Raw genomic sequence first — 26,005 nt, 5'->3', positions numbered from 1 at the left:
CGATCGGCCCGGAGGAGAGCAAATGCCCGGAGGCAGGTCGTGAGCGCGGTGTTTCTGGCGACCGGCGACCTCGCCATGGACCGCGCCGATTATGACGAAAGCTTCGCCGACACGGCGGAGCTCCTGCGCAGCGCGGACATCGTGTTCGGCCAGCTCGAGACCAGCTTCGCCGCAACCGGGGTGCGCGCGCCGCAGGCACGGCATGCGGTGCTGGCGCGGCCCGACGGCGCCGCGTCGCTGCGCCGCGCCGGATTCGACGTCATCTCGATGGCCGGCAACCATGTCCTCGACTGGGGCAATGACGCCTTCTTCGAGACCAGGCGCAACCTCGAGGATGCAGGACTTGCCGTGGTCGGCGCCGGTGCCGACATCGGCGAGGCCCGGCGTCCCGTGTGCTTCACCCTGCCCGACGGCACCCGTGTCGCGATCCTGGCCTATTCGAGCATCCTGCCGATGGCCTATTGGGCGGACGAACGCCGGCCCGGCTGCGCGCCGATGCGGGCGCATACGGTGTACGAGCAGATCGAGCACGACCAGCCCGGCACGCCGGCGCGGATCCACACCTTTCCGCACCAGGGCGATCTTGCCGCCATGGAGGCCGACATCCGCGCCGCCAAGGCCGAGGCCGACGTCGTCCTGGTCTCGCACCATTGGGGCATCCACTTCGTCCGCGCCGTGATCGCCGATTATCAGCGCGACGTCGCCCGTGCCGCGATCGCTGCCGGCGCCGACGCCATCCTCGGCGGCCATGCCCATATCCTCAAGGGCTGCGAGGTGATCGACGGTGCGCCGGTCTTCTATTCGCTGTGCAACTTCGCGACCGATCTGCGCATGGATCCGGCCCACGCCGCCTCCAGGAGCTTCCAGGAAATCCGGGTGCTCGCCGAAGAGTGGGAGCCGGATTTCGACAGCCTCTACAATTTCCCCAAGGCCTCGCGCCTGTCGATGATCGCGCGGCTCGAAATCGCCGGCGGACGGATCACCCGCGCCGGCTTCCTTCCCCTCCACATCGGCCGGGACGCGGTGCCGCGCCTCGCCGCCCCTGGTTCCGCCGAACATGCGGAGGTCGTCGATTATATGAATGCGGTCACGGCTGAAGCCAGGCTCAACGCGCGCTATCGCCCCGGTCCCGACATGGTCGAACTGCTGGGGAGCGACGCATGAAGCGCCTGCCGATGGAGGGCATCGTCCTCCTCTATTTCCTGTCCTATCTGCCCAACGTGATCATCACCAAGCTGGTGACGAGCCTGCCGCATGCGGGGCTGGGCCGGCCGCTCACCGGGCTCGAAACCTTGCCGGCCTCGCTGATCGTCAGCACGGTCATCACCTATGTCTTCATCTGGCTGTCGGGCTGGCACCGCGACGCCCACGGTGTCACCGTCGCCGGCCGGCGGTTCCCGGTGCCGACCCGCTACACCTTGCTCTCCGGCATCGGCACCGCATTGGTGCTGTTCACCGTGCCGCTCTCCTTCACCTTCGTCGGAGTCAGCATCCCCTTCATCCAGCTGCTGATGCGCGGCGACATCCTGATCATCGCCCCGATCGTCGACATGATGTTCGGCCGCAAGGTGCGCTGGTGGAGCTGGACGGCGCTGGTGATGGTGCTGATCGCCCTCACGATCACGCTCTTCGATCGCGGAGGCCTCGATCTGCCGCCGCTCGCGATCCTGACCGTCATTCTCTACACGATCGGCTATTTCATCCGGCTCGCAGTGATGACCAAGGTGTCGAAGACCGGCGATCCGGCGTCGGTGCGGCGCTATTTCGTCGAGGAGAAGATCTTCGCGCTGCCGCTGTCGGTGGCGATCCTCGCTGCCCTCTCGGCGAGCGGCTTCGGCAACCAGGCCGGCGAGCTGGAATGGGGGTTCGTCGACGTCTGGACCGATCCGGTGATCTGGCCGATCCTCGGCATCGGCATCACCCTCACCATCATTTCGGTGTTCGCGATCGTGATCCTGCTCGATCCGCGCGAGAATGCCTATTGCGTGCCGCTCGAGCGCGCCGCGAGCCTGGTCGCGGGGGTCGGCGGATCCCTGCTGCTCGCCTGGTTCTGGGGCCTGCGGGCGCCGCGCACCGCCGAGCTGATCGGCGCCTGTATCCTGATCGCAGCCATCGTCCTGCTCTCGCTCGCGCCGCGCTGGTCGCGGCGGGTGGTGCCGGCGCGCGCCGAGACGACCTGAACCGAAACACCTGATCCGAACCGCGGCGAACAGCGGACGGATGCTCGAAGGAGGATGACCTGATGACCTACCGCGGATCGCTTGCCAGCCGCACCGCCTGGAGCGCGCTTGCGCTCGCCATCGCCCAGCCCGCCTGGGCGCAGACCGTGGAGCCGGCGACCCAAGAGGAGCCGGCGCAGGCGGAGGAGGCGGGCGAGATCGCGCCGGCCGCGACGACGGCCGAGGAAGGGATCGTCGTCACCGGCAGCCGCATCCGCGGCATCGCGCCGGTCGGCTCCAACGTCATCGCCATCGATCAGGCGCGGATCGCGCAGGAGCCGGTGACCTCGACCAGCGACCTGCTGCGGCGCGTGCCCCAGGTCGTTGCCCTCGGCGCCAACCGCCAGGGCGGATCGGCGCAGAACGGGGCCGCCAACGCCACCCGGGGCGCCGGCATCAATCTGCGCGGCATCGGCACCAACGCCACCCTGCTGCTCTACGACGGCAAGCGCATGCCGCCGCAGGGCACCCAGGGACAATATACCGACCCCTCAGTGATCCCGGCAATCGCCCTCGCCCGCGTCGAGGTCGTCGCCGACGGGGCCTCCGCCATCTACGGATCGGACGCGATCGCCGGCGTCGTCAATTTCATCCTCCGGCGCAATTTCGACGGGATCGAGATCCGCGCCCGCTCCGGCTTTACCGAGCGCGGCTATGACGAGCAGCAGATTGCCGGCATCTTCGGCCGCAAATGGGACAGCGGCTCGATCATGGTCTCGGCCGAATATACGCGCAACGACGCGCTCCGGGGCACCGAGCTCGATTTCTACCAGGACGACAATCGCGACCGCGGCGGCCGGGACCTGAGGTCCAACTTCTGCAATCCCGGCACGATCAGCGTCGGCGGCGGAACCTACGCGATTCCCACCGGCGGCGTGACCAATGCCAATGTCGGATCGCTGGTCCGCGGCACCACCAATCGCTGCTTCTACAACCAGTATGACACCGTCATCCCCGAGCAGGAGCGGGTCAACGTCATCGCCGCGTTCAACCAGCAACTCGGCGACCGAATCCGCCTGTTCGCCGACGGATTCTATTCGAAGCGCAACGGCGAGATCGCCGGCATCTCGAACATCACTGCGACGGTGCGCAACACCAATCCCTTCTTCGTCAGCCCGGTGCCGGGCGCGACCCAGGTCAACGTCACCTATTCCTTGCTGCCGCAGGTCGGCGGGCCCGACATCAATCCGTATCGTGGCGAATCCTGGAACGTCAGCGGCGGCATCGAGGCCGATCTGTTCGGCGACTGGTCCGGCACCCTTTACTATGCCCATGGCGAATCCAGCGATGTCGCCGACCGCCGGATCGGCATCAATGCGGCGGCGCTCAACGCCGCCCTCGCCGACACCAACCCGCTGACGGCGTTCAACGTCTTCGGCGGCCCGAACAATCCCGCCACGATCGCGCGCATCCGCGACAATCTGTTCGTGATCACCGGGCGGACCCGATTGGACGTCGCCAATCTGCAGTTCGATGGATCCTTGTTCCACCTGCCCGGCGGCAATGTCCGCCTCGCGGTCGGCGGCGAGTATCGCAAGGAATATACGTTCACCGATCTCGCGACCGGCACCAGCGCGGCCGAGACCCATGTCGCCGACGACGGCAGCCGCACCGTCAAGGCGGCGTTCGCGGAGCTGTTCGTGCCGATCTTCGGCGCCGACAATGCCGTGCCGGGGCTGCGCGAATTGTCGCTGTCGCTGGCCGGCCGCTACGAACATTATTCCGATTTCGGAAGCACCACCAATCCCAAGATAGGCGTCACCTGGAAACCGGCAGACGGGGTGACCGTGCGCGGCAGCTATGGCACCTCGTTCCGCGCGCCCACCTTCACCGAAGTGTCGACCGTCGCCGGCGGCGCCGGCCTCTATTACGACACCCTGCCCGGCCCGAGCGGCAATCTGACCGGCATCGGTATCGCCGGCGGCAATCCGGACCTTCGCCCCGAAAGCGCGACGACCTGGTCGGCCGGCGTCGAGTTCGCGCCCACGTTCGCGCCGGGCCTCACCGCCACCCTCACCTATTTCGACATCGATTACACCGACCAGATCCAGGCGCTGCGCGGCACGCCTGGGCTGCTGACGAATCCGCTCTACACGGATTTCGTCAAGTTCGATCCGAGCGCGGCCGAGGTCCAGGCGCTGCTCGCCTCCGGCCTGCCGATCAACGGCGCGATCAACGCCAACCTGGTGCAGTTCATCGCCGACGGGCGGCGGCAGAATCTCGGCACGTCACTGGTCAACGGGATCGACTTCGGCCTCTATTATCGCAGGACGATCGGCGAGATCGAACTCGATGCCGGGGTTCAGGGCACCTATTTCACCCGCTACGATTTCGAGGCGGTGCCCGACGCGGGCCTCGCCGACGTGCTCGGCACGATCGCCTTCCCGCAGAAATTCCGCGCGCAGGCGGATATCGGCGTCAAGTGGAACGCCGTCCAGGCGCGGGTGACCTGGAACCACCTTGCCGGCTATCGCAACACGACCGTCGCGCCGGTGCAGCGGGCCGGCGATTACGACACGATCGACCTGTTCCTCGGCTGGGACGTTGACGACCGGTTCCGCTTTTCGGTCGACGTCCGCAATCTGCTCGACGAGAAACCGCCCTTCGTCGACACGGCGCGCGGCTACGATCCGCAATCGTCCAATCCGATCCCGCGCCTGATCTCGTTCACCGCCGGCGTGAAATTCTGATGCTGTGGGCGGCGCTGGCGGTCGCTGCGGCCGGGGCGGCGGATTGCGCCGCGCTGGAAGGGCGACACGCGGGATCGGTGATCGTGAAGACGGCAACCTCCATCCAGCCGGCGCCGTCCTGGGAAGTGCCGGGCAGCGGCGGCGTCTATCGCGCGGTGCCGGTGTCGAAGCCGTTCTGCCGGGTGGAAGGCACGATCGAGACCAACATCGGTTTCGAGCTCTGGCTCCCGGCGGCGTGGAACGGACGGCTGCTCGGCGCGGGTGTCGGCGGCGATGCGGGGGTGTTCAACCATCGCGACATGAGCGTCCGCATCGACCAGGGCTTCGCCACGGTCACCACCGACAGCGGCCACAAGGCGACAGAGAAGAGGTGGATGGCGAACGCCAAGGCTCGGATCGATTACGAGCATCGCGCCGTCCATCTCACCGCGCAGGCGGCGAAGGCGCTGACCAGACTGCATTACGGCCGGGCGGCGACAGGGTCTTACTTTCTCGGCTGCTCCGGCGGCGGGCGGCAGGCGCTGAAGGAGATGCAGAATTATCCCGCCGATTATGACGGCGTCATCGCCGGCGCGCCCGGGCCCTACATGCCGCTCGTCTCGGTGCGGATGATGTGGTTCGCGCTCGCCCAGAAGCGCAATCCGCTGGGCGCATTGTCGGATTCCGACTGGTCGCTCTACGAGCGCGCGGTCACCGCGGCCTGCGATCCGAAAGACGGCGTTTCGGACGGCATCATCGAGAACCCGCTGGCCTGCACGTTCGACCGGCGCGTCCTGCTCTGCCCGGAAGGACGAACCGGCGATTGCCTGACCCCGGCCAAGTTGGCGATGCTCGACAGCATCGTATCGCCAATGCCGGACGAGCAGGGCCGTGCGATGGACAAGGGCCTGCTGCCGGGCGTTCGCACCCGGCCGGGCCCGCCCTCGCCGTTGTTGCGGGCGATGTGGGCGGACGCCGTCCATGACGATCCCGATTGGAACGAGGAGAGTTTCCGCCGCACCGCCGATCTCGCCGCGATCAATCGCGCGATGCCGGAGCTGCGCGCCGACCGCACCGCCATCGCCCCGTTCGTCCGCCGCGGCGGCAAGGCGATGCTCTACCAGGGCTGGGCCGACCCCTCGACCATCGCCGATCCGACGATCGACTATTATGGCGCGCTCGCGGCCGCCAATGGCGGCGCCGCACGGCTCGCCGACACGGTGCGGCTGTTCATGGTCCCCGGCATGTACCATTGCCGCGGCGGCCCCGGCGCCGACAGCTTCGGCGGCTCCGGGCATCCGATCGGGAGCGGCGCGCCGGATCCCGATCGCGACATCCTGTGGTCGCTGATCCGCTGGGTCGAGCAGGGCGAGGCGCCGGAGCAGATTATCGCCGCCAAGACGGGCGACGATGGCGGGGTGCGCTTCACCCGGAAGCTCTGCCCCTTCCCGAAGGCTGCGGAGTATGACGGCAGCGGTGACAAGAATGCTGCGGCTTCGTACAGCTGCAAGGCGACACCGTCGCTGACGGCGCGGCTTTCCGCATCACGTTAACATCCGTTCGGGCTGAGCTTATCGAAGCCCCTTCCTTCTTCTGACTGAGGACAGGAAAGAGAGGGCTTCGACAAGCTCAGCCCCAACGGGGTTGAGAGAAGGGAGTCAGAAGCGCGTGGTTGCGGCGACGTAGAAAGACCGGCCGATGATGTCGTAGGTGCCGGGCTGGGTGAGGCCGGGCGTGCCTGCGATCGTCACCGGATCCTTGTCGAAGACATTGTTGATTCCGCCGCGCAGGGTGAAGCGATCGTTGATGTCGATCGAGGCGTTCACGTCCCACAATTGGTAGGACGGCACACCCGGGGCCGGGCTGGCCGGACGGGTCACAGCGGTGACGTCGTCCATCTTCGGCAGATAACGCCAGCGCACGCCCAGTTGCGCACCACCAAGCTCGTAGGAGACATTGGCGAAGATCTTGTAGTCGGGCAGTGGCAGGCCGACCGGCGGCGTGGTGGCGGCCTGGGTGCCGTCGATCGTCCCGCCATAATCGAGCCACGGCGATTCCGGCAGCAGCTTGACCTCGTAGCGGTCGAGGAAGTTGACGATCACGTTGAGATTGAGCCGTCCCTTGGCGAGGCCGATCTCGGCGAGATCGATCCGCCAATCTGCCTGCACGTCGATGCCGCTGGTGCGCAGGCCGCCGAGGTTGAGATAGGGCGTGGCGACGGTGGTGATGTCGCCGCTGGCGGCGTTGCGGGCGATCAGCGCGCAATAGATGTTGGTGGGATCGTAAGACGGATTCGAACCGTCGAGATTGTAGCATTTGTTGATCGCGGTCGGTCCGGCGACCTGTGAGATGACGTTGTCGACCGTGATGTCGTAATAGTCGACCGAAAGCGTCAGGCCGCGCAGCAGCGGCCCGGCGAAATCCGGGCTCCACACCGCGCCGAGCGTATAGGTGTCGGCCTTTTCCGGCTCCAGCGCGGTGCTGCCGCTGGCGACGGCGCCGACCGCGACGGTGGTATATTGATAGCTGCCGATGATGTTGGCCGGAACGCCGGTGGCGACGCAGAGGGTGGCAAGCTGCGCGCCGCCCGCGGCGCGGGCGCTCGTGCGGACGTCGCAGGGATCACCGGCCGACGGCGGGGAACCGATCTGGGCCTGCGCCGCCTGGGCGGAGCTGTAGAGCTCACCGATATTGGGCGCGCGGATCGCTTTCTCGTAGCCGCCGCGCAGCAACAGGCTGCGCACCGGCTCCCACACCAGATCCGCCTTGTAGGTGCTGAACGATCCGCTGACGTCGTAATCCGAGATGCGGTAGCCGAGTGTCAGCTCGAGGCGCCTGGCGATCGCGAAGTCTCGGATCAACGGCAGCAGCAGTTCCGCCGCGGCCTCCTTGACCGAGATTTCGCCGCTGGCGGGTGCGGTCAGCAAGGTGCCGATGATGTCGCTGCTCTCGCGGGCATTGTCGGGATCGAAGCTGAACTCATTCTCGCGATAGGTGCCGGTGAGCGAGAATTTTGCGGTGCCGCCGGGAAGTTCGAACAGGCTGCCCGACAGATTGGCCTCGAACACATTCTGCCGTGTCTTGGTGACGTCGTGGGTCTCGGTCTCGATATAGTCCCGGCACGCCGGCGAGATCGCCGCGCTGGGGCCGAGGCCGAACGGGTTGAAGCCGCCGGCGCAGATCGAGTTTCCCCCGTCCGGCGCGAACAGCAGGGCGCGCATGCGCGACAGCAACAAGGCCTTGTCCTGGGTTTCGACGAGATCCATTTCGTCATGGAGGCCGTAGACGTCGAACCGCCAGTCGGACACGCCGACGTCGCCGCGCAGGCCGACGATATATTGCGACGTCTGAGCGTCGGAGTGGAATTTGCGGTCCTCGAAGCTGACGAAGCGCTTGTTGAGGGTGAAATCCGCATTGGGACTGGGGCGCGACGCGAGCACGGTGCGCAGATCCGCGGGAATGAACGGATTGGACACCGGGATGGTCGGCACGACGAACAAGGTCGGCGAAAAGCCGACCTGACCGGTCACCCGGGAATCGACATAGAGCACCTGGGCGTACGCGGTGAGATTGGTCGCCAGATCATATTCGAACTTGGCGAAGACGTTCTTCCGCTCCATCGGCTGGACGACATATTCCTGCATCGTCACCGGCTGCCGTACGGTGCCGCCGAGCAGACTGTACTGGAAGGTCGACGGCCCGCTGTAATTGACCGCGCCGATCTGACTGAACAGGGTGCCATTGTCGTTGAAGCCGAGCGAACGCGCGTTGGGTACGGTGCCCGGGGCGACTCCGTAGCGGGCGAACACCGCATTGACCGCGGCCTGGGTCGGCAGATTGTTGGCGGACGGGACGAAGGTGCCCTGGCCGATGAACGACGACAGCACGCCCTGGGCGAAGAATTCCGGCCGGTCCTGTCCCCACAGCACGTCGCGCTCGGAATAGCCGATCGACAGCAAGGCGCGAGCGCGGCCGTCCGCCGCCTTGAGGCCGCCGAGCAGCGACACGTCGAACGTGCCGGCATCGCCGCGGAAGCTCAGCCCCTTGCGGGCATCGATCTGCAGCCCCTCGAAACTGCGCCGCGTCTTGAAATTGACGACGCCCGACATTGCATCGGACCCGTAGACCGCCGACGCACCGCCGGTGATCGTCTCGATCCCCTCGATGATGCTGGGCGGGATGATGTTGACGTCGACGACCGCGAACGCGCTCGACAGCGGCAGGCGGCGGCCGTCGAGCAGGATGAGGTTGCGGGTCTCGCCCAAGCCGCGAAGGTTCAGGGTCGCCCGGCCGCCGCCGGCGACCGCGCCGATCGCGCTCTGATTCTGGCCCTGCGCGAATTGGGGGAGCTGGTTGAGCGTCGCCTCGACGTTGACCGAGGGCGTTTCCAGCAGAGTCTCGCTGCCGACCGTCGAGATCGGAGTTGCCGAAAGATAGTCGCGACGGGCGATGCGCGAGCCGGTGACGACGATCTCGCCCTGATCGTTGGTGGTGACCGGCGGCGCTTCACCGGTTGCTTCCGGAACGGCCTGAACCGTCGGGTCCGCCTGCGGGGCCTGCGCTGCCGCCATCCCTGCGGACAGAAAGGCAATGGCCGAGACCGACGTCGAAAAAACAGCCTTCATTATCAACCCTCCCCTGAGAGTTCCTGCCGCGGACTCCTCCTTTGCGGAGTGTCTGATCCTCGACATCGCCGGCCCGAAACGAAGCTTCGGAAGTACCGGCGCGACTCACATACTATCTGGTTCGTACATTAATTCAAGCGGATGAATCTGGCGACTTGTCAAAGGTGTAGACACCGTCATCTTTGCAATCACAGTGCGTAGCAGGAACGAACTGGTTACTACCGCTCTCGCTGCGCAGAACGTGGAGCCCGGGTCGCAGCTGCAGCCCGGGATCGATCGGATCAATGTCGGACGAGTCGGTCGGCTCAGATCTCCGGCTCGTCCTTGAAACGCGACTGCGCGGCCAAGCGGATCACTTCGTTGGCCGCGCCATATTCATCATAGCCACCACGCCGCTCGACGATTTCGAAGAAGAAGCGCTTGCCGAATGCGCGGGTGGCGAGCTGGAAATATTCGCCGCGGTCGTCGCGGTCGTAGAGGATGTCGTGCACCGCGAGGCGCGCAACGAGCGCCGGATCGAGCGCGAAGCGCACCTCCAGATCGTCATAATAATTGGCCGGGATCGGCAGCATCTCCGTGCCGAGCGCACGCAGACGCTCGGCCGCGGCGAAGATGTCGCCGGTGCGCAGACTGACATATTGGACGCCCGCGCCCCAGTAACGCTGGAGCAGACGCGACGACAGAGTGTCGGGCCCGCTCGATCCGCTGAGCAGCAGGCGAAAGGCGCGGTCGGGCGACTCCACCGGCTGGGTCTGGACGAGGCCGAGCGGATCCGGGACTTCGCCGCCGACCTTCTTCTCGACATCGAAGAAGGCGAAGTAGGCGAGCACCCAGGTCGGGATTTCCTGATCGCGCATCGCATAAGCGACATGATCGACATCGATCAGCCCGGCACCCGAACTGGAAAGGGCGGTCGCAACGGGGGCGAAATCGCGGTTCCACATTTCGTCCTGATCGCCGTCCCCGACCAAATAGAGGAGTCCGCCGCCTTCGTCGCGGATCGCCTGGACCGGCATTTCGCCGCGGCCGATCCGCCCCTCGAACGCGTGGATGGCGAGGCCGCGTGCGCGCTCCACCGCACCGGCGACATCGTCGACGCGCAGGCACATCGCGCACAGGCCGGGGCCGTGGACGACATTGTAGGAATGGGCGAAGCCGTCCGGATCCGCATTGAGGACGATGTTGATCCGCCCCTGCTGCCAGCGGGTCACCGCCTTCGAGCGATGCCGTCCGGTTTCGGCAAAGCCGAGCGTGGCCAGCATCGCCGAGAAATCCTGCTGTTCCTGATCGCTGACGGCGAATTCAAGAAATTCGAAGCCGCGGCACCGGACCCGCGGCGGCAGAGCGGGCGGCACCTCGATGCCGATCGCCCGTGCGCCTTCGTCGACCGACAGGCGGAGCGCGCGGAATCCGTCGAGCGCGACCACCGAAGCGGGCATGGCTCGAAAGCGATCGTTGAAGATTTCGAGCGACAGCGGCCCGCGATAGCCGATGTCCAGCAAGGCGCTGACGAACTTGCGTACCGGGATGTCGCCTTGCCCCGGCATGTTGCGGAAGTGCCGGCTCCACGACAGATAATCCATCTGCAGCCAAGGCGCGTCTGCGAGCTGGACGATGAAGATCTTGGCCGGGTCGATGTCGGAGATCGTCTCGATCGGGATCTCGCGCACCAGCGAGTGGAAGCTGTCGAGGATCAAGCCGATCGCCGGGTGACCGACCCTTCGCACGATCTCCCAGGCCTGGCGATGATCCCAGACGTGGCGGCCCCAGGCGAGCGCCTCGTAGCCGATCCGGAGGCCGCGTCTGGCGGCACGGTCGCCGAGCGCGCGGAAATCGTCGACGATCCTCCCGTGATCGCCGGACGCCGCCGGCGCTACGCTGGAGCAGACGAGCAGCAGATCCGTGCCGAGATCCTGCATCACGTCGAACTTGCGCTCCGCCCGATCGAGCGCGCGGGCCCGGAGATCGTCCGGCAGCCCCTCGAAATCCCGAAACGGCTGGAACAGGGTGCAGGTGAGGCCGAGATCGGCGATCATGCGTCCGACTTCGGCGGCGGACCCCGGGAAAGCGAGGAGATCATTCTCGAAGATCTCCACGCCGTCGAAGCCGGACGCCGCGACCGCCTGCAGCTTGCTTTCCAGCGTTCCGCTGATCGAGACGGTGGCGATCGAGGTCAGCATGCCGGATCGCCGCCGAGGGTCTGGCGAAAGCCCGCGAGCATGCGCTCGCCATCCGCCTCGAGGCCCGTGAAGATGTCGAACGCCGCCGCCGCCTGGAACACCACCATCCCGCTCCCGTCCAGCGTGCGGCAGCCCTTGGCCCGCGCGGCGCGCAGCAACGCGGTTTCGAGCGGGAAATAGACGATGTCGGCGACCCACATTTCTGGCCTGAGGCTCGCCTCGGGCAGGGGCAGCCCGGGATGGCCGACCATGCCGACCGGTGTCGCGTTGACGATGCCGTCGGCGGCGGCGAGCGAGGTGGCGAGATCGGTACCGATCTCGACCCGATCGTCGCCGCCGAACATTGGCCGCAGACGTTCGGCGAGCCCTGCCGCGCGCAGCGGATCCTGATCGTGGAGGACCAGCCGGCGGACGCCTGCAGCCAGCAGGGCATAGGCCGTCGCGGCGCCGGCGCCGCCGGTCCCGATCTGAACGATCGTCCCGAGCGCCGCGCCGGGAAGGCCGCGTGCCAGGCTTTCGCCGAAGCCGAGGCTGTCGGTATTGTGGCCGATCGCCCGGCCGTCGCTGAACTGCACACTGTTGACCGCGCCGATCCGCCGGGCGTTGTCGCTCAAGGCATCGAGATGCGGAATGATCGCCTGCTTGTAGGGATGGGTGACGTTGAACCCGGCAAAGCTGAGCAAGCGGCCGGCCTCGAGCAGTCTCGGCAGATCGTCGGCGCCGAGGCCGCGCTCCGCGAGATCGTAGAGGCAGTAGAGGAGCCGTACGCCCTGCGCTGCCGCCTCCTGCTCGTGCAGCCACGGGGATCGCGAGGCGAGGATGCCGTTGCCGATCAGCCCGGTGAGGTAGCGTCGGCCGTCCGCCGCCGCGACCGCCTTTGGCGCGCGGCCGTCCTCAGCACCGCGCACCATCACAGGCTCTCCAGCTCGACGCGGTGCACGTCGCCGACGATGAAGATGTACGAAGCGGCGCCGATCAGCGCGAGGATGCCGATGAAGGCGAGCGCCCCGTAAAAGGAGCCGGTCGCGCCGACGATGAGGCCGACGACGATCGGCGTGACGATTCCGGCGAGGTTGGCGCAGAAATTGAACACGCCGCCGGTGAGTCCGATCAGCGGCTTGGGCGCCACATCCGAAATCAGCGTCCAGCCGAGATTGACCATGCCTTGGCCGAAGAAAGCGACCGACATGATCAGGATGACGAGCGCGTTGCTGTCGACGAAATTGGCGAGGATGATCGTCGAGGCGAGCAGCAGGCCCGAGACGATCGGAAGCTTGCGCCCAAGGCTGGCCGAGCCGGTTCGGCGGATGATCAGATCGGACACATAGCCGCCGAGCAGCACGCCGGCGGTCGCTGCGATATAGGGCATCACCGCGTAGATCCCGGATTTGAGCCAGTCCATGTGCCGCTCGGTGGCGAGATAGGTCGGGAACCAGGTGAGGAAGAAGACCAGAGTCGAATTGCCGCAGAACTGGCCGATCGACGCACCGAGGATCTGGCGCTTGCCGAGCAGCGCCCGCACCGTCTTCCACGAGAAGGGGATTCTGGCGCCCTGGTACGCGAGACCGCCGCCGGCCGCGATATGATCGAGCTCGGCCTGGTTGGCGGCGCGGCTGTGCTGCGGTTCGCGGTAGGCGAGATACCAGATGCCGGCGAACAGGATGCCGATGGCGCCGGCGATCACGAACAGCGCGCGCCAGCCCCACGCCGCGACGATCCAGAACAGCAATGGGCTGAAGAAGGCGAGGCCGAAATACTGCCCGGTCGAATAGACGCTGTTGGCCCGGGCTCGCTCGGATTGCGGGAACCAGGTGCTGAGCACCCGGCTGTTGGACGGGAAGCAGGGCGCCTCGGCCGCGCCGAGCCCCAGCCGGAAGACGATGATCGCGGTGACGTTGCTGGCGATGCCGTGGAGCAGGGTGAAAACCGACCAGCCGGCCAGCGACAGAGCGTAGGTCAGTCTGGTGCCGAGCCGGTCCAGCACCATGCCGCCGGGGATCTGGGCGAAAGCATAGGTCCAGGAGAAGGCGGAGAAGATCACCCCCATCATCACCGGCGTGATTCCGAGCTCGCTCGACATCGCCGGCGCGGCGACGCCCATCACCGCACGATCGAGATAGTTGAGCAAGGTGGCGAAGCTGATCAGGCCGAGGATCCCGAAGCGGGCATGGCTGCGCCGCGGCGGCTGGGCAGCGCCGGCAACCGGCGGGGTCGCTAGGCCGTTGCTCATTCGCCGCGTCCGATTCGGACGGCGAGATGGCGGACGGCAAGCCGGTAGCCGTCGACGCCGAGCCCGGTGATCATGCCGGTGACGCTCGCGGTCATGATCGAATGCGCGCGCCAGGCGGCCTCGCGGCGGTGGATGTTGCTGATATGGACTTCGACGATCGGGCACTCGCACATGCGCAGCGCATCGAGCACCGGCACGGCGTGATAGGTGAAGCCGGCCGGATTGATTACGATCCCGGCCGCCCCCGTGCGTGCCTCGTGCAGCCAGGCGATCATCTCATGCTCGGCATTGGTCTGCCGGAACAGCAGCTCGAGCCCATGCGATTCCGCCTCCGCGCGGCAATCGCGCTCGACGTCCGCGAGCGTTGCATGGCCGTAGATCTCCGGCTCGCGCTGCCCGAGCAGATCGAGATTCGGGCCGTTCAGGACATGCACCGTCCGCACTTGAGCCACCAAGCCCCTCCTGTCAGGCAGTCGTCTCGCCGCCTCGCCATGATGATTGATCACAAAGGCAAGGGATGCAAGAGAAATGTACGAACTGGTTCGCTCATGATGAAGAATGGTCTCGAACGCGCCTCTTCCACGATCCTCTTCTCCGCTCTAACAAGGATCCGGAAGGTGCAGGATCGGCCGGTCCGTTTCGCGCATCCTGCTCTCGAGAATCACGTCCGAGGAGTGCGAATGCCGACTGCCCGCCGAGATCTGCGATCCAGCCCCGGTGAGCCGGCGAGCCCACCCGCACGCAAGACCGGGCGCCGGAGCGATGCGGACCGGGCGCGGGATGCCGAGGAAACCCGCGAGAACATCCTCGGCGTCGCCACCCGCGAATTCGCCGACAAGGGGCTGAGCGGCGCACGCATCGATGAGATCGCCGAGAAGACCCAGACCAGCAAGCGGATGATCTATTATTATTTCAACAGCAAGGAGGCGCTCTATCGTGCGGTGATCGAGCGCGAATATGGCCGCATTCGCGACAGCGAATCCGCGCTCGGCCTCGAGTCCCTGCCGGCGATCGAAGCGCTTGCCGGGCTCATCCGCCAGACCTTCGACTGGCACATCCAGCACCCCGACTTCGTCCGGCTGGTGATGAACGAGAATATCCACTTCGCCGAGTATATCGGCGACGTTCAGGGCATCCAGGAGCGCAACGAGAGCGTGATCGCGTCGCTGAGCGCGATCCTTGCGCGCGGCGAGCAGGAAGGGGTGATGAGGCGCGGCATCGATCCGGTCGATCTCCACATGAACATCAGCGCGCTCTGCTTCTACACCGTCTCCAACCGCCACACCTTCCTCAAAGTGTTCGGGCGCGACATGGGCGCGCCGGGCGTCGCCAAGCGCCGCCGCGAGCAGATCGTCGACATCATCTGCGGCTGGTGCCGGGCGGGACAAGCGCCCAAGATTTGACCCGCCGCTAACCGGTTCGTACACAGTATCGCTGCGCATCGGAGAAAAGAGACATGGCCCATCGGCACCGGCTGAACCGCTCGGCAGGCGCTGCCCCGGCCATGCTCGCGCTTGCCTGTGCGGCCGCCGTTCCGATCCACGCGCAGCCGCGGAGCGCGCCCGATCTGACCGTCGCCGACGCTGTGGTCGAGGAGTCGCCGCCGCACCCGATCGCGTTCAGCAACGGCGCAACCGCACTGCCCGGCCTGGTTTATGCGCGCCGACCCGGTTTCCGGCCGCTGACGCTCGATCTCTATCGTCCCCCGGCTCAGACAACACCGCCGGCAGGCGGCTTTCCGCTGATCGTCTACGTCCATGGCGGCGCCTGGTTGGGCGGCAGTCCGCGCCTGGCCGGCGCGATCGCCGATTTCCCGGCAACGCTCGCCGGGCTGGCGGCCCGCGGCTATGTCGTCGCCTCGATCAGCTATCGGCTGAGCGCCGAGGCGAAATTCCCCGCCCAGATCGACGATCTCCGTACGGCGCTGCGCTGGCTCCGGGCCGGCGCGTCGCGCTACCGCATGCACCCGGCCCGTGCGGCGATCTGGGGCGCGTCGGCGGGCGGACACCTCGCCGCGCTCGCCGCCGCCGGGTGCGAGAACGGGGCCTTCGATCCGCCGCAGCCCGGCGCAGCGCCCGAGCGCCCCGACAAGGCCGCCAGCGCCTGCGTCGACACCGCGGTAATCTGGTACGGCGTGTTCGACCTTGCCGCGATCGCCGCTCAGGCCGGGCGGCCGATGGCCCACCGTGCGCCGGACGCCCCCGAATGGCGCCTGCTCGGCTGCGTCTATCCCACGTGCCTGCGCGAGGCGGTGACGCTCGCCAGCCCGATCAGCCATGTCGACGCCAAGGATCCGCCGATGCTGCTGATCGCCGGCGACTCCGACAAGATCGTCCCGTCCGAACAATCCCGGCAGATGGCCGCAGCGCTCGATCGGGCAGGCGTTCGCAATCGCCTGATCCTCATCCCCGGTGCCGATCACAGCTTCATCGGCCCAACGTCCGCCCAGACTCGCAAGGCGACGGTGAGCGCGGTGGAGGCGACCTTCGCCTGGTTCGACACCATGCTGAAGGGCAAGGACAAGGCGAGACGCTGACCGCGCGGCGTCGGCCCACGCGGAGGGGCCCCGCGTTCAGCGCCGCCGGGCGACTCTGGCCTGAGGCTTTTCGTGCTCCGCCACCGACGGCGCCGTCGTCCAACCGAGCGACGGCAGGGTCACCGAGCGCTTGCCCGACAGATCGATGCGGGTGACGATGATGTGCTGCTCTTCCAGGAAGGCGAGCACGCGGCGCAGGCGGGCGGTCGAGCTGGTGCCGTAAATGTGAGCGAGCTCGTCGTCGGTCGGACAGGGCGCGCCGTCGCGGGCGGCGCGGGCGAGCAGCAGCAGCACCGGGTGCATGTCCTCGGGCACGATGTCGGCAAGCGCGAGCGCCCCTTCCCAGCCCTCCTCGTCGGCGGGGATGCCGGCCTTGGCCATTGCGAGGCGGCGGCGGAAAGACGGCAGATCCAGTGCCTGGCCGGCGAGTCCGAGCATTCGGCAGCGCACGCCGAAATCCTGGTAGAGGACGGGAAGCGGCTGGCTTCCGCCTTCGGCGACGACTCCGGCAAGCGCGCTGTCGATGATCCGTGCGCGAGTCTCCTCGTCGACCTCGAGCATTTCGCCGCGGGTCGGCTGGCGCGGTGCGTCCGCCGCCGATTCGAGCGCCCGCAGCATGTCCTCCGCGGGGGTAGGCCGCGGCACCGGCGGCGGCGGCGGCGGCGGCGGCGCGTCCGCGAGGCCGCTGAACAGATCGCCGAAATCGGCATCCGCCGCGGGCAAGGGCACCAGCTTCGGACTCGAGCTGCGCGCCGAGGTGCGCACGGGGCCGATCTTGACGTTGACCGGGCGCCGGGACAGCGCCGGCCCGAGCGCAAGGAACTCGCCGCGCTGAAGATCGCGGATCTGCTCGGCCTGGCGGCGCTCCATGCCGAGCAGATCGGAGGCTCGGGCCATGTCGATGTCGAGGAAGGTGCGACCCATCAGGAAGTTGGACGCCTCGGCGGCGACGTTCTTGGCGAGCTTGGCGAGGCGCTGGGTGGCGATGATCCCGGCGAGGCCGCGCTTGCGGCCGCGGCACATCAGATTGGTCATCGCGCCGAGCGACAGGCGCCGCGCCTCGTCGCTGACCTCGCCGGCGGCCGAAGGCGCGAACACCTGGGCTTCGTCGACGACGACCAGGGCCGGATACCATTGGTCGCGCGGCGCATCGAACAGGGCGTTCAGGAAGGTTGCGGCGCAGCGCATTTGGGCGTCCATCTCGAGCCCCTCGAGGCTCAGCACGCAGGAGGCGCGATGCGCGCGCACCCGCGACGCCATCTTCGCGATTTCGTTGTGGCTGTAGCCGGTGGCGTCGATCGGCAGATGGCCGAATTCGTCGAGCGAGACGAAATCGCCCTCCGGATCGATGATGATCTGCTGGACGACTCCGGCGCTCTCCTCGAGCAGCCGCCGCAGCAGATGCGACTTGCCCGAGCCGCTATTGCCCTGGACGAGAAGGCGGGTGGCAAGCAGTTCCTCGAGGTCCATCGTCACCGCCGCCCCGCCGGCGCCCGACCCCATTTCGATCATCACGGACATATGAGTCCCTCTTGGACGACGCGCGCGCGTGCGACAAGGCGGAAGAGCCGTTACTTGTCAGGCGCTTGACCGAAAGTGCGCGGAACCGGCGATTCGCCGCAGCGTTGCCGCTCCGTAACAACCAAGGAGACGATGCATGTCGGACGACAAGAGCAAGCGCGGCGGCCAGGACCGCGCCCGGGTCTCGGGCAGCGAAACCTATGAAGTCGATTACTTCGCCCACAAGCACGGCCTGCACCGTGCCCAGGCCGAAGACTTGATCGAGCGCTTCGGCAATGATCGCGACGTGCTCGACCGCGAAGCGGAGAAACTGAAGACGGAGGCGTAGTCAGCGCTCCCTTTCCTCCGTTCTCCCCTCCCGTTCAAGGGAGGGGAGAATTCACGCCCCCGCCTGCCAGATCCTGATCGCATCGATCGGCGCGACCAGCATCAGCACGTTGAGCGTCAGATTGTCGCGGATGATCGCCAGCGTCAGCAGCTCGAAACCGATTGCGAGCAGGATCGTCACCCCCAGCGGCAGCCGCCGCGCCAGGGCGAAGCCGAGGCTCATCCAGCCGATGTCGGCGACCGAATTCAATACGCTGTCGCCGCTATAGCCGAGGGCCATTGTCGTCTGGCGATAGCGATCGATGATCATCGGGCTGTTCTCCAGCAACTCCCATCCGGCCTCGATCAGCACGGCGCCCAGCAGCCGGTCGCCCGGTGGGTTGCTGCGCAGAAAGGCCCAGCCGAGCAGATAGAAGAGGAAGCCGTGGATGATGTGGCTCGGCGTGTACCAGTCGGCGATATGCTGGCTGTTGTCGGCGCTGTTCACCGCGCCGGTCCACAGCTTCACCACGCCGCAGGTGCAGATCGGCGGACGGCCCATCCACAGCAGGATCGCGGCGGCGATCGCCACCAGTCCAAGCGCGAGGAACCAGTAGCGCGCGGGCACGATCGGCACCGGCCCGGTTGCGGTCAGTCGATTCATCATTCCCCCTCCAGCATCGTGCCGATCGTCTGCACCGTCCGCCAGTTGCGCGCCGTCCAGACATCCTTGAGCGGGGCGGCGGCGAGCTTCGATCTGCCCGATCCCCCGCCGAACCAGAACCACAGGGCTTCTCCCACCCGCTCGACCGCTTCATCGGCGGCGGCGCGGGGCCGGATCGAATCGGCGTCGGTGTCGGTCGCCGGCCGCTTGCCGATCGTCATCATCACGTAATTGGGCGTGGCGGCGCTTTGATCCGGAAACGGGTTGCCGGCGGCGAGCCCCGCCCAGTGCTCCGCCGAGCGAACGATCACGTCCACCGCGAAGCCGAAGCGCCCGGCAATCGCCTCCTCAAGCGCGGATTCGAGCTCGTCTTCGCTGCGGCCCGCCGCCGCGAAGACGAGATTGCCGCTCGCCACATAGGTTCGAACTGCGGTGAGCCCGAGCTCCTCCGCCAGAGCCCTCAGGTCGGCCATCGGCACCTTGCGATGACCACCCACGTTTATGCCGCGAAGCAGCGCGATGAACTTTGCCATGCGCCATCCTGCTTGACGCGGGCGCCGCTGCCAAGCCAAGGGCGGCCATGGCGACGGTCAATCCCCTCAAGAGGCGCGGGCTTCTCTTCGTTCTTTCCAGCCCCAGCGGCGCCGGCAAGTCGACGATCGCCCGCATGATCCTGCAGCGCGACGACGGCATCGGCCTGTCGGTGTCGGCAACGACCCGCCCGATCCGCCCCGGCGAGGTCGACGGCAAGGATTATCATTTCGTCTCTCCGCAAGAGTTCGACCGGCTCGTCGCCGATGGCCGCTTTCTCGAATGGGCGCACGTCTTCGGCCATCGCTACGGCACGTTGAAAAGCGAGGTCGTGAAGCAGATCGAGAGCGGCCGCGACGTGCTGCTCGACATCGACTGGCAGGGCACCCAGCAGCTGAAGCAGGTCGATCCCGATATCGTCCGCGTGTTCATCCTGCCGCCGTCGATGGAGGAGCTCGAACGGCGCCTGCGCACCCGCAACACCGACAGCGACGAGGTCATCACCCGCCGCATGTCGCGCGCCGAGGTCGAGATCAGCCACTGGGCCGAATATGATTATGTGTTCATCAACGACGACGCCGAACATTGCCTCAAGCTCGTCCACACCGTCCTGAAGGCGGAGCGCCTCAAGGCGACCCGGCGCATCTTCCTCCACGATTTCGTCCGCTCGCTGATCGGCTGAGGCGCGGCGCGGAAAGGCGGTCCGAGGCAACGGCACCTTCCCCGGCCGCTTTGCGTTACACTCCCGAAACGGGGAGGCCTGCCTCCCGGGCAACAGGGAGGATATTATGATCCGGGTGATCATCGGCGCGGTTCCGGCCGCGCTCGCCATGTTCGTGATCGGCTTCATCTTTCACCTGAGCGGGCTGCAGAATCTCGCCACCCGGTCGCTCGACGACCTCCCCGCGGCAAGCGTTCAGCGGAGCCTGGCCGCAAACCTTCCGAGCACCGGAACCTATGTGATCCCCGACGCGAACGGATCGGCAGTGCAGACTGCGATGTACGGCCGCGGTCCGATCGCGACCATATCCTACAATATCAACGGCGCCGCGGCGCTGGACACCGGCTCCCTGCTCGGCCTGCTCGTCCTGGACTTCATCATCGCATTGCTGATCGGGGCCGCCCTGATCGGCGTCGATCATCGCGTACCGGACTTCGGATCGCGCGCCCGCGTGGTCGCGATCTTCGCCGTCGCAGCGGGCGCGTTGATGCACCTCGCGGCGCCGATCTATTATCATCATGACTGGGCGTTCGCGATCTACCTGTTCATCGCCGACACCGCCGCCCTGGCCGCAGGTGGCCTGATCATCGCGCGCTGGTTCCTGCCCAAGGGGGTGAGTGCGCCGCAGGAGGATCTGGCGGCACATGATCATCCGCATGCGTCGGTCGCCGAAGCCGAGCTGCGGGGAACCCACGAGGGGATTTGAGCACAAGAGGGCAGCGAACACCGCTGACTCTCCCCTGCCTTTCAAGGGAGGGGAGATTGACGGGGTCAGAGCAAAGTCAGAAAGCGGTAGGCGGCTTCGAAGTCGCGCCGGCGCGCGGCGAGGGCTTGCGCGGCGAGCGCATCCTCGCCCCATTGCTCGGCTTGCCAGGCTTCGTCGAGCGTTGCCGCCGCCCAGGCGTCGGCGAGGCGGATCTCGCCTTCGGCAAGGGCGAGCGCGATCACGATCGAGCCGGAGATCGTCACCAGAGGCGACATTGCGGCCAGCCGGAATGGATCGCGCGCGCGCAGTTCCTCGCTCAGCCGGGCGATCGTCTCCGGCGGCTGGGGGCGGTGCATGACCCCCGTAGCAAGCGTGAAATCGACCGCGTAACGGGCGCGCGCCCAGGCGATCAGCGGATCCCATTGCTCCGTTTCGCGGCGCACCAGTTCCTGCGGCCCCTCCGAACGATAACAAAGCAGATCGCTCTCGGCATAGGTGGAGAGGCTGGCGGCGAACGCCTCTGGATCGGGCATCACCCTGTCGATCGCGGCGTTGGCGAGGCCGGTGAGCGGCATTGCCCGCGGGTCGACCTCCTCCCCCTGCGCGTTCCATTCCGCGGCGATCGCTTCGGCGAGTTCGTCGGTCGGCACCGTCAGGGGGGCGCGCGCCGGAGTCTTGACCGGCCGCGTGTCGAGCGCGATCGACACTCCGGCATCGCCCGGGAAAGCGGCCGCCTGCTTGTAGAAACGCTTCATTTTCCCGGCGGACTCCTCCAGCGGCGGGCGAGGAATTTGGGGGCGACGAAGCTCACGATGACTCCGATCAGGGCCAGAGGCAGGCCGATCGCCATCGATCCGCCCTCGATCAGCAGATCCGAATACCAGATGGCGAGCCCGAGCAGGGCGACCGCGGTGCCGCCGATGCCGGCAAGATTCATCAGGATGAAGCGGTTGCGCCAATAGGCCTCGGACCGGGCCGGGAGATCGTCGGGACGGTGCGGATCCTGCGGGCTCATGCGGCGACCTTCATCAGAGCCGCAATGTCGCGCGGCGCGTGGACGATGATATCGGCGCCGGCGGCGAGAAGTTCCTCGGGTGGGTGATAGCCCCACGCCACGCCGACTGCCATGACGCCGGCCTGCTTCGCCATGATCATGTCGTAGCTGGTGTCGCCGATCATCATGCTGCGGGCCGAATCCGCTCCGGCGTCGGCGAGCGCCGTCTCGACCATCGAGGGATGCGGCTTGGACGGATGGCGGTCGGCGGTCTGCAAGGTGCAGAAATGGTGGGCGAGGCCGTGATGATCGAGGCAGATGGCGAGGCCACGATCCGATTTTCCGGTAGCGATGCCGAGCAGCCAGCCGTCGGTCTCGAGATCGGCGAGCAGATCCGCGATGCCGTCGTAGAGCGGCTCGATCGCCAGACCGCGGGCGCGAAGGCCCTGATAGGCGCGCTTGTACCCATCTGCGAGGGCGCGGTGCACATCCGGCTTCGCGTCCGGCAGCAGGCTCTCCATCGCCTCGACCAGGCTGAGCCCGACGATCCGCCGGGTGCGATCGCGGGTCGGCTGCGGCAGCCCCGCCTCGGCGAAACATGCCTCCATCGCCAGGCAGATATTGGCCTGGCCATCGACCAGAGTGCCGTCGCAGTCGAAGATGGCGAGCCGGTTCATGGTCGCGGCACCCGCGGCAGCACGGGCGTCGAAACCGCCGTCACGTTCGCGGGACTCCTGACAAGCTCCGCGGCCTCCGGCCAACCGGCCGCCGCGATCGCGTCGGCAAGGCGCGCGCGCACCTCGTCGGGCTTGTCCTGGTCGAGCTTGGCAGTGCCGCGCCACTCGGCGACTTCGATCTCGAAGCCGGTGATCGCCTTCAGCAATCCTTCGAACAGCGCCGGATCGACCTTGGCGCGGGTCCACGGCGTCTTCGGGGCGAGCTTCTCTTCATGCTCGGCGGAGAGATCGTCCATCAGCCGGATCAGCGCCTCGCGTCCGAGCGGGGCGGCACGGCCGTTCATCTCCACCGCGACATAGTTCCAGGTCGGCACCCGACCAGGCTGGCCGTACCAGTCCGGGCTGACATAGGTGTCGGCCCCGTTCACCACCACGATCGCTTCGGCACCGGCGAGCAACGCCGCATGGACCCTGTTGCCGCGCGCGACGTGGAAGCGCAGCCGATCGCCCTGGAGGAGCACCGGCAGGTGCACGGCGCGCAGACCTTCATCGGTCTGGACGACGAGCGTGGCGAATCCGGTCCGGCGCACCAGCGCCGCCATCGCCTCGCGATCCTCGATGTGGAACTTGCGGTTCGGATGCATCAGCGCCGCCCGCGCCCTGCGCCGCCGCCGCGGCCGCCCTCGGCTCCCCCGCTGCCGCGGCTGCGACGCTCGCCCTTGCGTTCCTTGCGGCGCGACTTGGCGGCGGCGGTGGCGGCGCGGCGCTTGCCTTCGGCGGTCTCGGAAAATTTGATCTCGTCGAGCGGCAGATCGCCGTCGCCCTGATCGAAGCCGAGATAGGCCATGCTCTCCGCGAAATGGCCGGGCAGTTCGGCCGTGATGTCGATCTGGCCGCCGTCCGGATGATCGATGCGCAGGCGGCGGGCATGGAGGTGAAGCTTGCGGCTGATCGCGCCGGTGAGGAACGCGTCCTGCCCGCCATATTTGCCGTCGCCGACGATCGGATGGCCGATCGCCGCCATGTGGACGCGCAATTGGTGGGTGCGGCCGGTGAGCGGCTGGAGCTCGACCCAGGCGGCGCTGTTGCCGGCGCGCTCGATCACCCGGTAGCGGGTGCGGGCGGCAAGCCCTTCCTCCTCGTCGACATGCATCTTCTCGCCGCCGGTGCCCGGCTGCTTGGCGATCGGCAGGTCGATATAGCCGTCCTTGATGTCGGGAACGCCGATCACCAGCGCCCAATAGACCTTGCGCGCCGTCCGCCCCGAGAAGCTCTTGGCGAAGAATCCTGCCGCCCGCGCGCTTCGCGCCAGCAGGAGGACGCCGGACGTATCCTTGTCGAGCCGGTGGACGAGCTTGGGCCGGTTACCGGCCTCGTCGGCGAGGCCATCGAGAAGGCCGTCGAGATGGGTATGGGTCTTGGTGCCGCCCTGGGTGGCGAGACCGGGGGGCTTGTTGACGACGAACGCCGCCGGATCGCGGTGGATGACGATCTCGTTGACGAAGGCGATCTCATCTTGCGTCAGCGTCGGGCGAACGATCTTGGGTTTGGACGGGGTCGCGGCGGCAGGTGCGGCTTCGGCCGGAGGCACGCGAATCATCTGGCCGGCTTCGATCCGGTCGCCCGGAGTCGCGCGCTTGCCGTCGACGCGGAGCTGCCCGGTGCGCGCCCAGCGCGAGACGAGGTTGAAGCTCGCATCCGGCAGGTTGCGCTTGAACCAGCGGTCGAGCCGGATGCCGTCGTCATCGGCCGACACGGTGAACTGGCGAACCTCGCCTTCGCTCTTCTTCTCGCTCATGCCGCAGCCCTCCCGAGCGCGAAGCCACCGGCCGCCAGCGCGAGGCCGGCGATCACCGAACCCGCCGCATAGCCGAATGCGACCGCAACCTGTCCGCCTTCCGCCATCCGCAACAATTCGAGGCTGAACGAGGAGAAGGTCGTGTAACCGCCGAGGCCGCCGACGACCAGCAGCAGCCACGACGCGCGGTCGGCAGCGGCGCCGTCCCTGAGGAGAATGGCGGCGAGCAGGCCGACGAGCAGGCTTCCCGTCATGTTGACGATCAGCGTTCCCCACGGGAAGCCGGGGCCGAAGGCGCGCGAGGCGGCCTGGCCGACGCCGTAGCGCAGGCCCGCGCCGGCAGCGCCGCCGAGCATGACGAGAAAGAGATTGGGCATGTCGCGCGATGTAGCGATGCAGGCCCGCTTCCGCCAGTGCGGAGGGCGTTCACGGTTCCGGCGGGCCACGAGCGGGCGAACCGGTCAGCGATCACCGTCCAGTGGATCGATCAGATAGGGCCAGTACAGCTCCGGCAAGCTTGCGGAGAATCGCGCAGGCTGAGGGGCATTCGATCCTTGCGCCAGCAGAGAGATGTGCAGCGGCGTCGGACCGCTTCGGACTCGCTCCACGAACTCCGGGCCGCCGGCGAGCCCGGCGAGCGCGTCGAGCAGATCGGCTCGGGGCCGTTCGACGATCAGGGCGCCGGGATCGGACCTCCGCAGTAGCAGGCTGTTCGGGGCGCGGGATCTTGTGTCACCGCCGATCGTGCCGTGCAGATCGTCGCCCCGGTCGTGCACCGCTCTCTCCTGCTCGCCGAATCCGGCTGCGCGCCCGAGGCTTCGTCCATTCGGTACGCGGCGTGACGACGCGGGCATCGCGCCCGGGGATGAAGCAGGCGAGACACCCGCGTCGCTGCCCCTTTGCTGCCGCGAAGCCGCGCATTTGCCCAGCATGCGGCGACGGAGCGTCGTCTTTCGTCTGCAGACGGCATGAATGGAGCACCATTGCGCGGGCGCTGCGATGGGATAAGCTCTCGGCGACATCGGGAGAAGACGCATGAAGCCTCGCCTTGCCGCTCTCGCTCTGGCGCTCGTCCCGGCGTTGCCGTGGGGTGCTGCCGCCCAGGCGGAGGTTGTTTCCGCCGCGCCGGCCGGTTTCGAAGTGCGCAGCGTGCGGATCGTCAAAGCGACACCCGAGCAGATCTGGGCGATGCTCGGCCGCATCGGCAGCTGGTGGGATTCGGCTCACACCTATTCGGGGAGCGCTGCGAACATGAGTCTCGACCTGACGCCGGGCGGATGCTTCTGCGAACGGATCCTCGCCGGCGCGCGGACATCCGGTGGCGGCACATCGCAGGCCGCTGGGGGCGTCCAGCATGGCCGCGTGCTGATGACCATGCCTTATGCGAGCGTGACGCTGGATGCGGCGCTCGGCCCGATCCTCAACGAAGCGGCAGTCGGCCGGCTGACATGGCGCCTGCGCACGGTCGAAGGCGGGACCGAAATCACGCAGACCTATGCCGTCGCCGGCACCATTCGCGGCGGTGCCGAGGCCCTGGCGCCCGCCGTGGATGGGGTGATGGGGCAGGCCCTCGAGCGGCTAGCCAAAGCGCTCGCCGGCTGAGCCCGGGCGCTGGGAGCGCTAACACT

The 26,005-nt window shown here is 67.3% G+C and carries 25 protein-coding genes; 10 read left to right on the top strand and 15 right to left on the bottom strand.

Annotated elements, in window-relative coordinates; translation table 11 throughout:
* The first annotated feature begins 39 nt into the window (after positions 1–39).
* From C7I55_RS07150 to C7I55_RS07135, 4 genes are all read left to right on the top strand, one after another.
* On the top strand, positions 40–1,164 hold the full coding sequence (locus C7I55_RS07150) for a CapA family protein (RefSeq protein ID WP_233222091.1): 1,125 nt from the start codon (positions 40–42) through the stop codon (positions 1,162–1,164).
* Positions 1,161–2,180 (top strand): hypothetical protein, encoded by a 1,020-nt coding sequence (locus C7I55_RS07145; RefSeq protein ID WP_106512187.1) that lies wholly within the window; start codon positions 1,161–1,163, stop codon positions 2,178–2,180. The genes C7I55_RS07150 and C7I55_RS07145 overlap by 4 nt, the downstream gene beginning before the upstream one ends.
* A gap of 62 nt (positions 2,181–2,242) precedes the next feature.
* Entirely contained in the window at positions 2,243–4,909 is a 2,667-nt protein-coding gene (locus C7I55_RS07140; RefSeq protein ID WP_106512186.1) for a TonB-dependent receptor plug domain-containing protein, read from the top strand.
* A complete protein-coding gene (locus tag C7I55_RS07135) occupies positions 4,909–6,441 on the top strand; it encodes a tannase/feruloyl esterase family alpha/beta hydrolase (RefSeq protein WP_106512185.1) in 1,533 nt (510 codons plus the stop codon). The genes C7I55_RS07140 and C7I55_RS07135 overlap by 1 nt, the downstream gene beginning before the upstream one ends.
* A 105-nt stretch (positions 6,442–6,546) precedes the next feature.
* Here the strand turns inward: C7I55_RS07135 and C7I55_RS07130 are convergent, their stop codons facing one another.
* From C7I55_RS07130 to C7I55_RS07110, 5 genes are all read right to left on the bottom strand, one after another.
* Positions 6,547–9,513, bottom strand: coding sequence for a TonB-dependent receptor domain-containing protein (locus C7I55_RS07130; protein ID WP_158266314.1), 2,967 nt, complete (start codon positions 9,511–9,513; stop codon positions 6,547–6,549).
* 305 nt (positions 9,514–9,818) lie between these two features.
* Positions 9,819–11,693, bottom strand: coding sequence for a bifunctional sugar phosphate isomerase/epimerase/4-hydroxyphenylpyruvate dioxygenase family protein (locus C7I55_RS07125; RefSeq protein ID WP_106512183.1), 1,875 nt, complete (start codon positions 11,691–11,693; stop codon positions 9,819–9,821).
* Entirely contained in the window at positions 11,687–12,604 is a 918-nt protein-coding gene (locus tag C7I55_RS07120; RefSeq protein ID WP_106512182.1) for a shikimate dehydrogenase, read from the bottom strand. The genes C7I55_RS07125 and C7I55_RS07120 overlap by 7 nt, the downstream gene beginning before the upstream one ends.
* Positions 12,604–13,923 (bottom strand): MFS transporter, encoded by a 1,320-nt coding sequence (locus C7I55_RS07115; protein WP_106512181.1) that lies wholly within the window; start codon positions 13,921–13,923, stop codon positions 12,604–12,606. Before C7I55_RS07115 ends, C7I55_RS07120 begins: the two co-directional genes overlap by 1 nt.
* Positions 13,920–14,375: a type II 3-dehydroquinate dehydratase gene (locus C7I55_RS07110; RefSeq protein ID WP_199192749.1), complete on the bottom strand. Its 456-nt coding sequence runs from the start codon at positions 14,373–14,375 to the stop codon at positions 13,920–13,922. The genes C7I55_RS07115 and C7I55_RS07110 overlap by 4 nt, the downstream gene beginning before the upstream one ends.
* Positions 14,376–14,603: 228 nt before the next feature.
* On the opposite strand from C7I55_RS07110, the gene C7I55_RS07105 reads away from it, so the two are divergent.
* Together C7I55_RS07105 and C7I55_RS07100 are read left to right on the top strand one after the other, a co-directional pair.
* Complete coding sequence (locus C7I55_RS07105; protein WP_106512474.1) at positions 14,604–15,326, top strand: TetR family transcriptional regulator; 723 nt, start codon at positions 14,604–14,606, stop codon at positions 15,324–15,326.
* 53 nt (positions 15,327–15,379) lie between these two features.
* Positions 15,380–16,459, top strand: a complete 1,080-nt coding sequence (locus C7I55_RS07100) for an alpha/beta hydrolase (protein WP_233222090.1) — start codon at positions 15,380–15,382, stop codon at positions 16,457–16,459.
* 36 nt (positions 16,460–16,495) lie between these two features.
* On the opposite strand, the gene C7I55_RS07095 is transcribed toward C7I55_RS07100, so the two are convergent.
* Positions 16,496–17,980, bottom strand: coding sequence for an ATP-binding protein (locus C7I55_RS07095; protein ID WP_106512179.1), 1,485 nt, complete (start codon positions 17,978–17,980; stop codon positions 16,496–16,498).
* Positions 17,981–18,116: 136 nt separating this feature from the next.
* Here C7I55_RS07095 and C7I55_RS07090 point away from each other — a divergent pair, with 136 nt between their 5' ends.
* The gene (locus C7I55_RS07090) at positions 18,117–18,308 is read left to right on the top strand and encodes a DUF3606 domain-containing protein (protein ID WP_106512178.1); all 192 of its coding nucleotides are present in this window, start codon (positions 18,117–18,119) and stop codon (positions 18,306–18,308) included.
* A 51-nt stretch (positions 18,309–18,359) separates the two neighbouring features.
* Here the strand turns inward: C7I55_RS07090 and C7I55_RS07085 are convergent, their stop codons facing one another.
* Positions 18,360–18,950 (bottom strand): DUF2585 domain-containing protein, encoded by a 591-nt coding sequence (locus tag C7I55_RS07085; protein ID WP_106512177.1) that lies wholly within the window; start codon positions 18,948–18,950, stop codon positions 18,360–18,362.
* Positions 18,950–19,483 (bottom strand): DUF1697 domain-containing protein, encoded by a 534-nt coding sequence (locus tag C7I55_RS07080; protein WP_106512176.1) that lies wholly within the window; start codon positions 19,481–19,483, stop codon positions 18,950–18,952. The genes C7I55_RS07085 and C7I55_RS07080 overlap by 1 nt, the downstream gene beginning before the upstream one ends.
* Positions 19,484–19,530: 47 nt before the next feature.
* Between C7I55_RS07080 and gmk the strand changes: the two genes are divergently transcribed.
* The gene (gene gmk / locus C7I55_RS07075) at positions 19,531–20,163 is read left to right on the top strand and encodes a guanylate kinase (RefSeq protein WP_106512175.1); all 633 of its coding nucleotides are present in this window, start codon (positions 19,531–19,533) and stop codon (positions 20,161–20,163) included.
* Positions 20,164–20,269: 106 nt separating this feature from the next.
* Positions 20,270–20,908: a hypothetical protein gene (locus tag C7I55_RS07070; RefSeq protein ID WP_106512174.1), complete on the top strand. Its 639-nt coding sequence runs from the start codon at positions 20,270–20,272 to the stop codon at positions 20,906–20,908.
* Between the two features lie 65 nt (positions 20,909–20,973).
* Here the strand turns inward: C7I55_RS07070 and C7I55_RS07065 are convergent, their stop codons facing one another.
* The 7 genes from C7I55_RS07065 to C7I55_RS07035 all read right to left on the bottom strand — a co-directional run bounded on the left by C7I55_RS07065 (position 20,974) and on the right by C7I55_RS07035 (position 25,153).
* A complete protein-coding gene (locus C7I55_RS07065; protein ID WP_106512173.1) occupies positions 20,974–21,663 on the bottom strand; it encodes an ATP12 family chaperone protein in 690 nt (229 codons plus the stop codon).
* Positions 21,660–21,923, bottom strand: coding sequence for a hypothetical protein (locus C7I55_RS07060; protein ID WP_106512172.1), 264 nt, complete (start codon positions 21,921–21,923; stop codon positions 21,660–21,662). Before C7I55_RS07060 ends, C7I55_RS07065 begins: the two co-directional genes overlap by 4 nt.
* Complete coding sequence (locus C7I55_RS07055) at positions 21,920–22,579, bottom strand: HAD-IA family hydrolase (RefSeq protein WP_106512171.1); 660 nt, start codon at positions 22,577–22,579, stop codon at positions 21,920–21,922. The genes C7I55_RS07060 and C7I55_RS07055 overlap by 4 nt, the downstream gene beginning before the upstream one ends.
* Positions 22,576–23,223 (bottom strand): FMN-binding negative transcriptional regulator, encoded by a 648-nt coding sequence (locus tag C7I55_RS07050; protein ID WP_106512170.1) that lies wholly within the window; start codon positions 23,221–23,223, stop codon positions 22,576–22,578. The genes C7I55_RS07055 and C7I55_RS07050 overlap by 4 nt, the downstream gene beginning before the upstream one ends.
* Complete coding sequence (locus C7I55_RS07045) at positions 23,223–24,377, bottom strand: RluA family pseudouridine synthase (protein ID WP_106512169.1); 1,155 nt, start codon at positions 24,375–24,377, stop codon at positions 23,223–23,225. The genes C7I55_RS07050 and C7I55_RS07045 overlap by 1 nt, the downstream gene beginning before the upstream one ends.
* A complete protein-coding gene (locus C7I55_RS07040) occupies positions 24,374–24,754 on the bottom strand; it encodes a fluoride efflux transporter FluC (protein ID WP_106512168.1) in 381 nt (126 codons plus the stop codon). The genes C7I55_RS07045 and C7I55_RS07040 overlap by 4 nt, the downstream gene beginning before the upstream one ends.
* A gap of 84 nt (positions 24,755–24,838) precedes the next feature.
* The gene (locus C7I55_RS07035) at positions 24,839–25,153 is read right to left on the bottom strand and encodes a hypothetical protein (RefSeq protein ID WP_106512167.1); all 315 of its coding nucleotides are present in this window, start codon (positions 25,151–25,153) and stop codon (positions 24,839–24,841) included.
* A 259-nt stretch (positions 25,154–25,412) separates the two neighbouring features.
* Here C7I55_RS07035 and C7I55_RS07030 point away from each other — a divergent pair, with 259 nt between their 5' ends.
* A complete protein-coding gene (locus C7I55_RS07030; protein ID WP_106512166.1) occupies positions 25,413–25,979 on the top strand; it encodes an SRPBCC family protein in 567 nt (188 codons plus the stop codon).
* Positions 25,980–26,005: the final 26 nt, after the last annotated feature.

The organism is Allosphingosinicella deserti (assembly GCF_003012735.1).
GTDB classification, from domain to species: Bacteria; Pseudomonadota; Alphaproteobacteria; order Sphingomonadales; family Sphingomonadaceae; genus Allosphingosinicella; species Allosphingosinicella deserti.
This window is presented reverse-complemented; position numbering and strand designations above follow the sequence as displayed.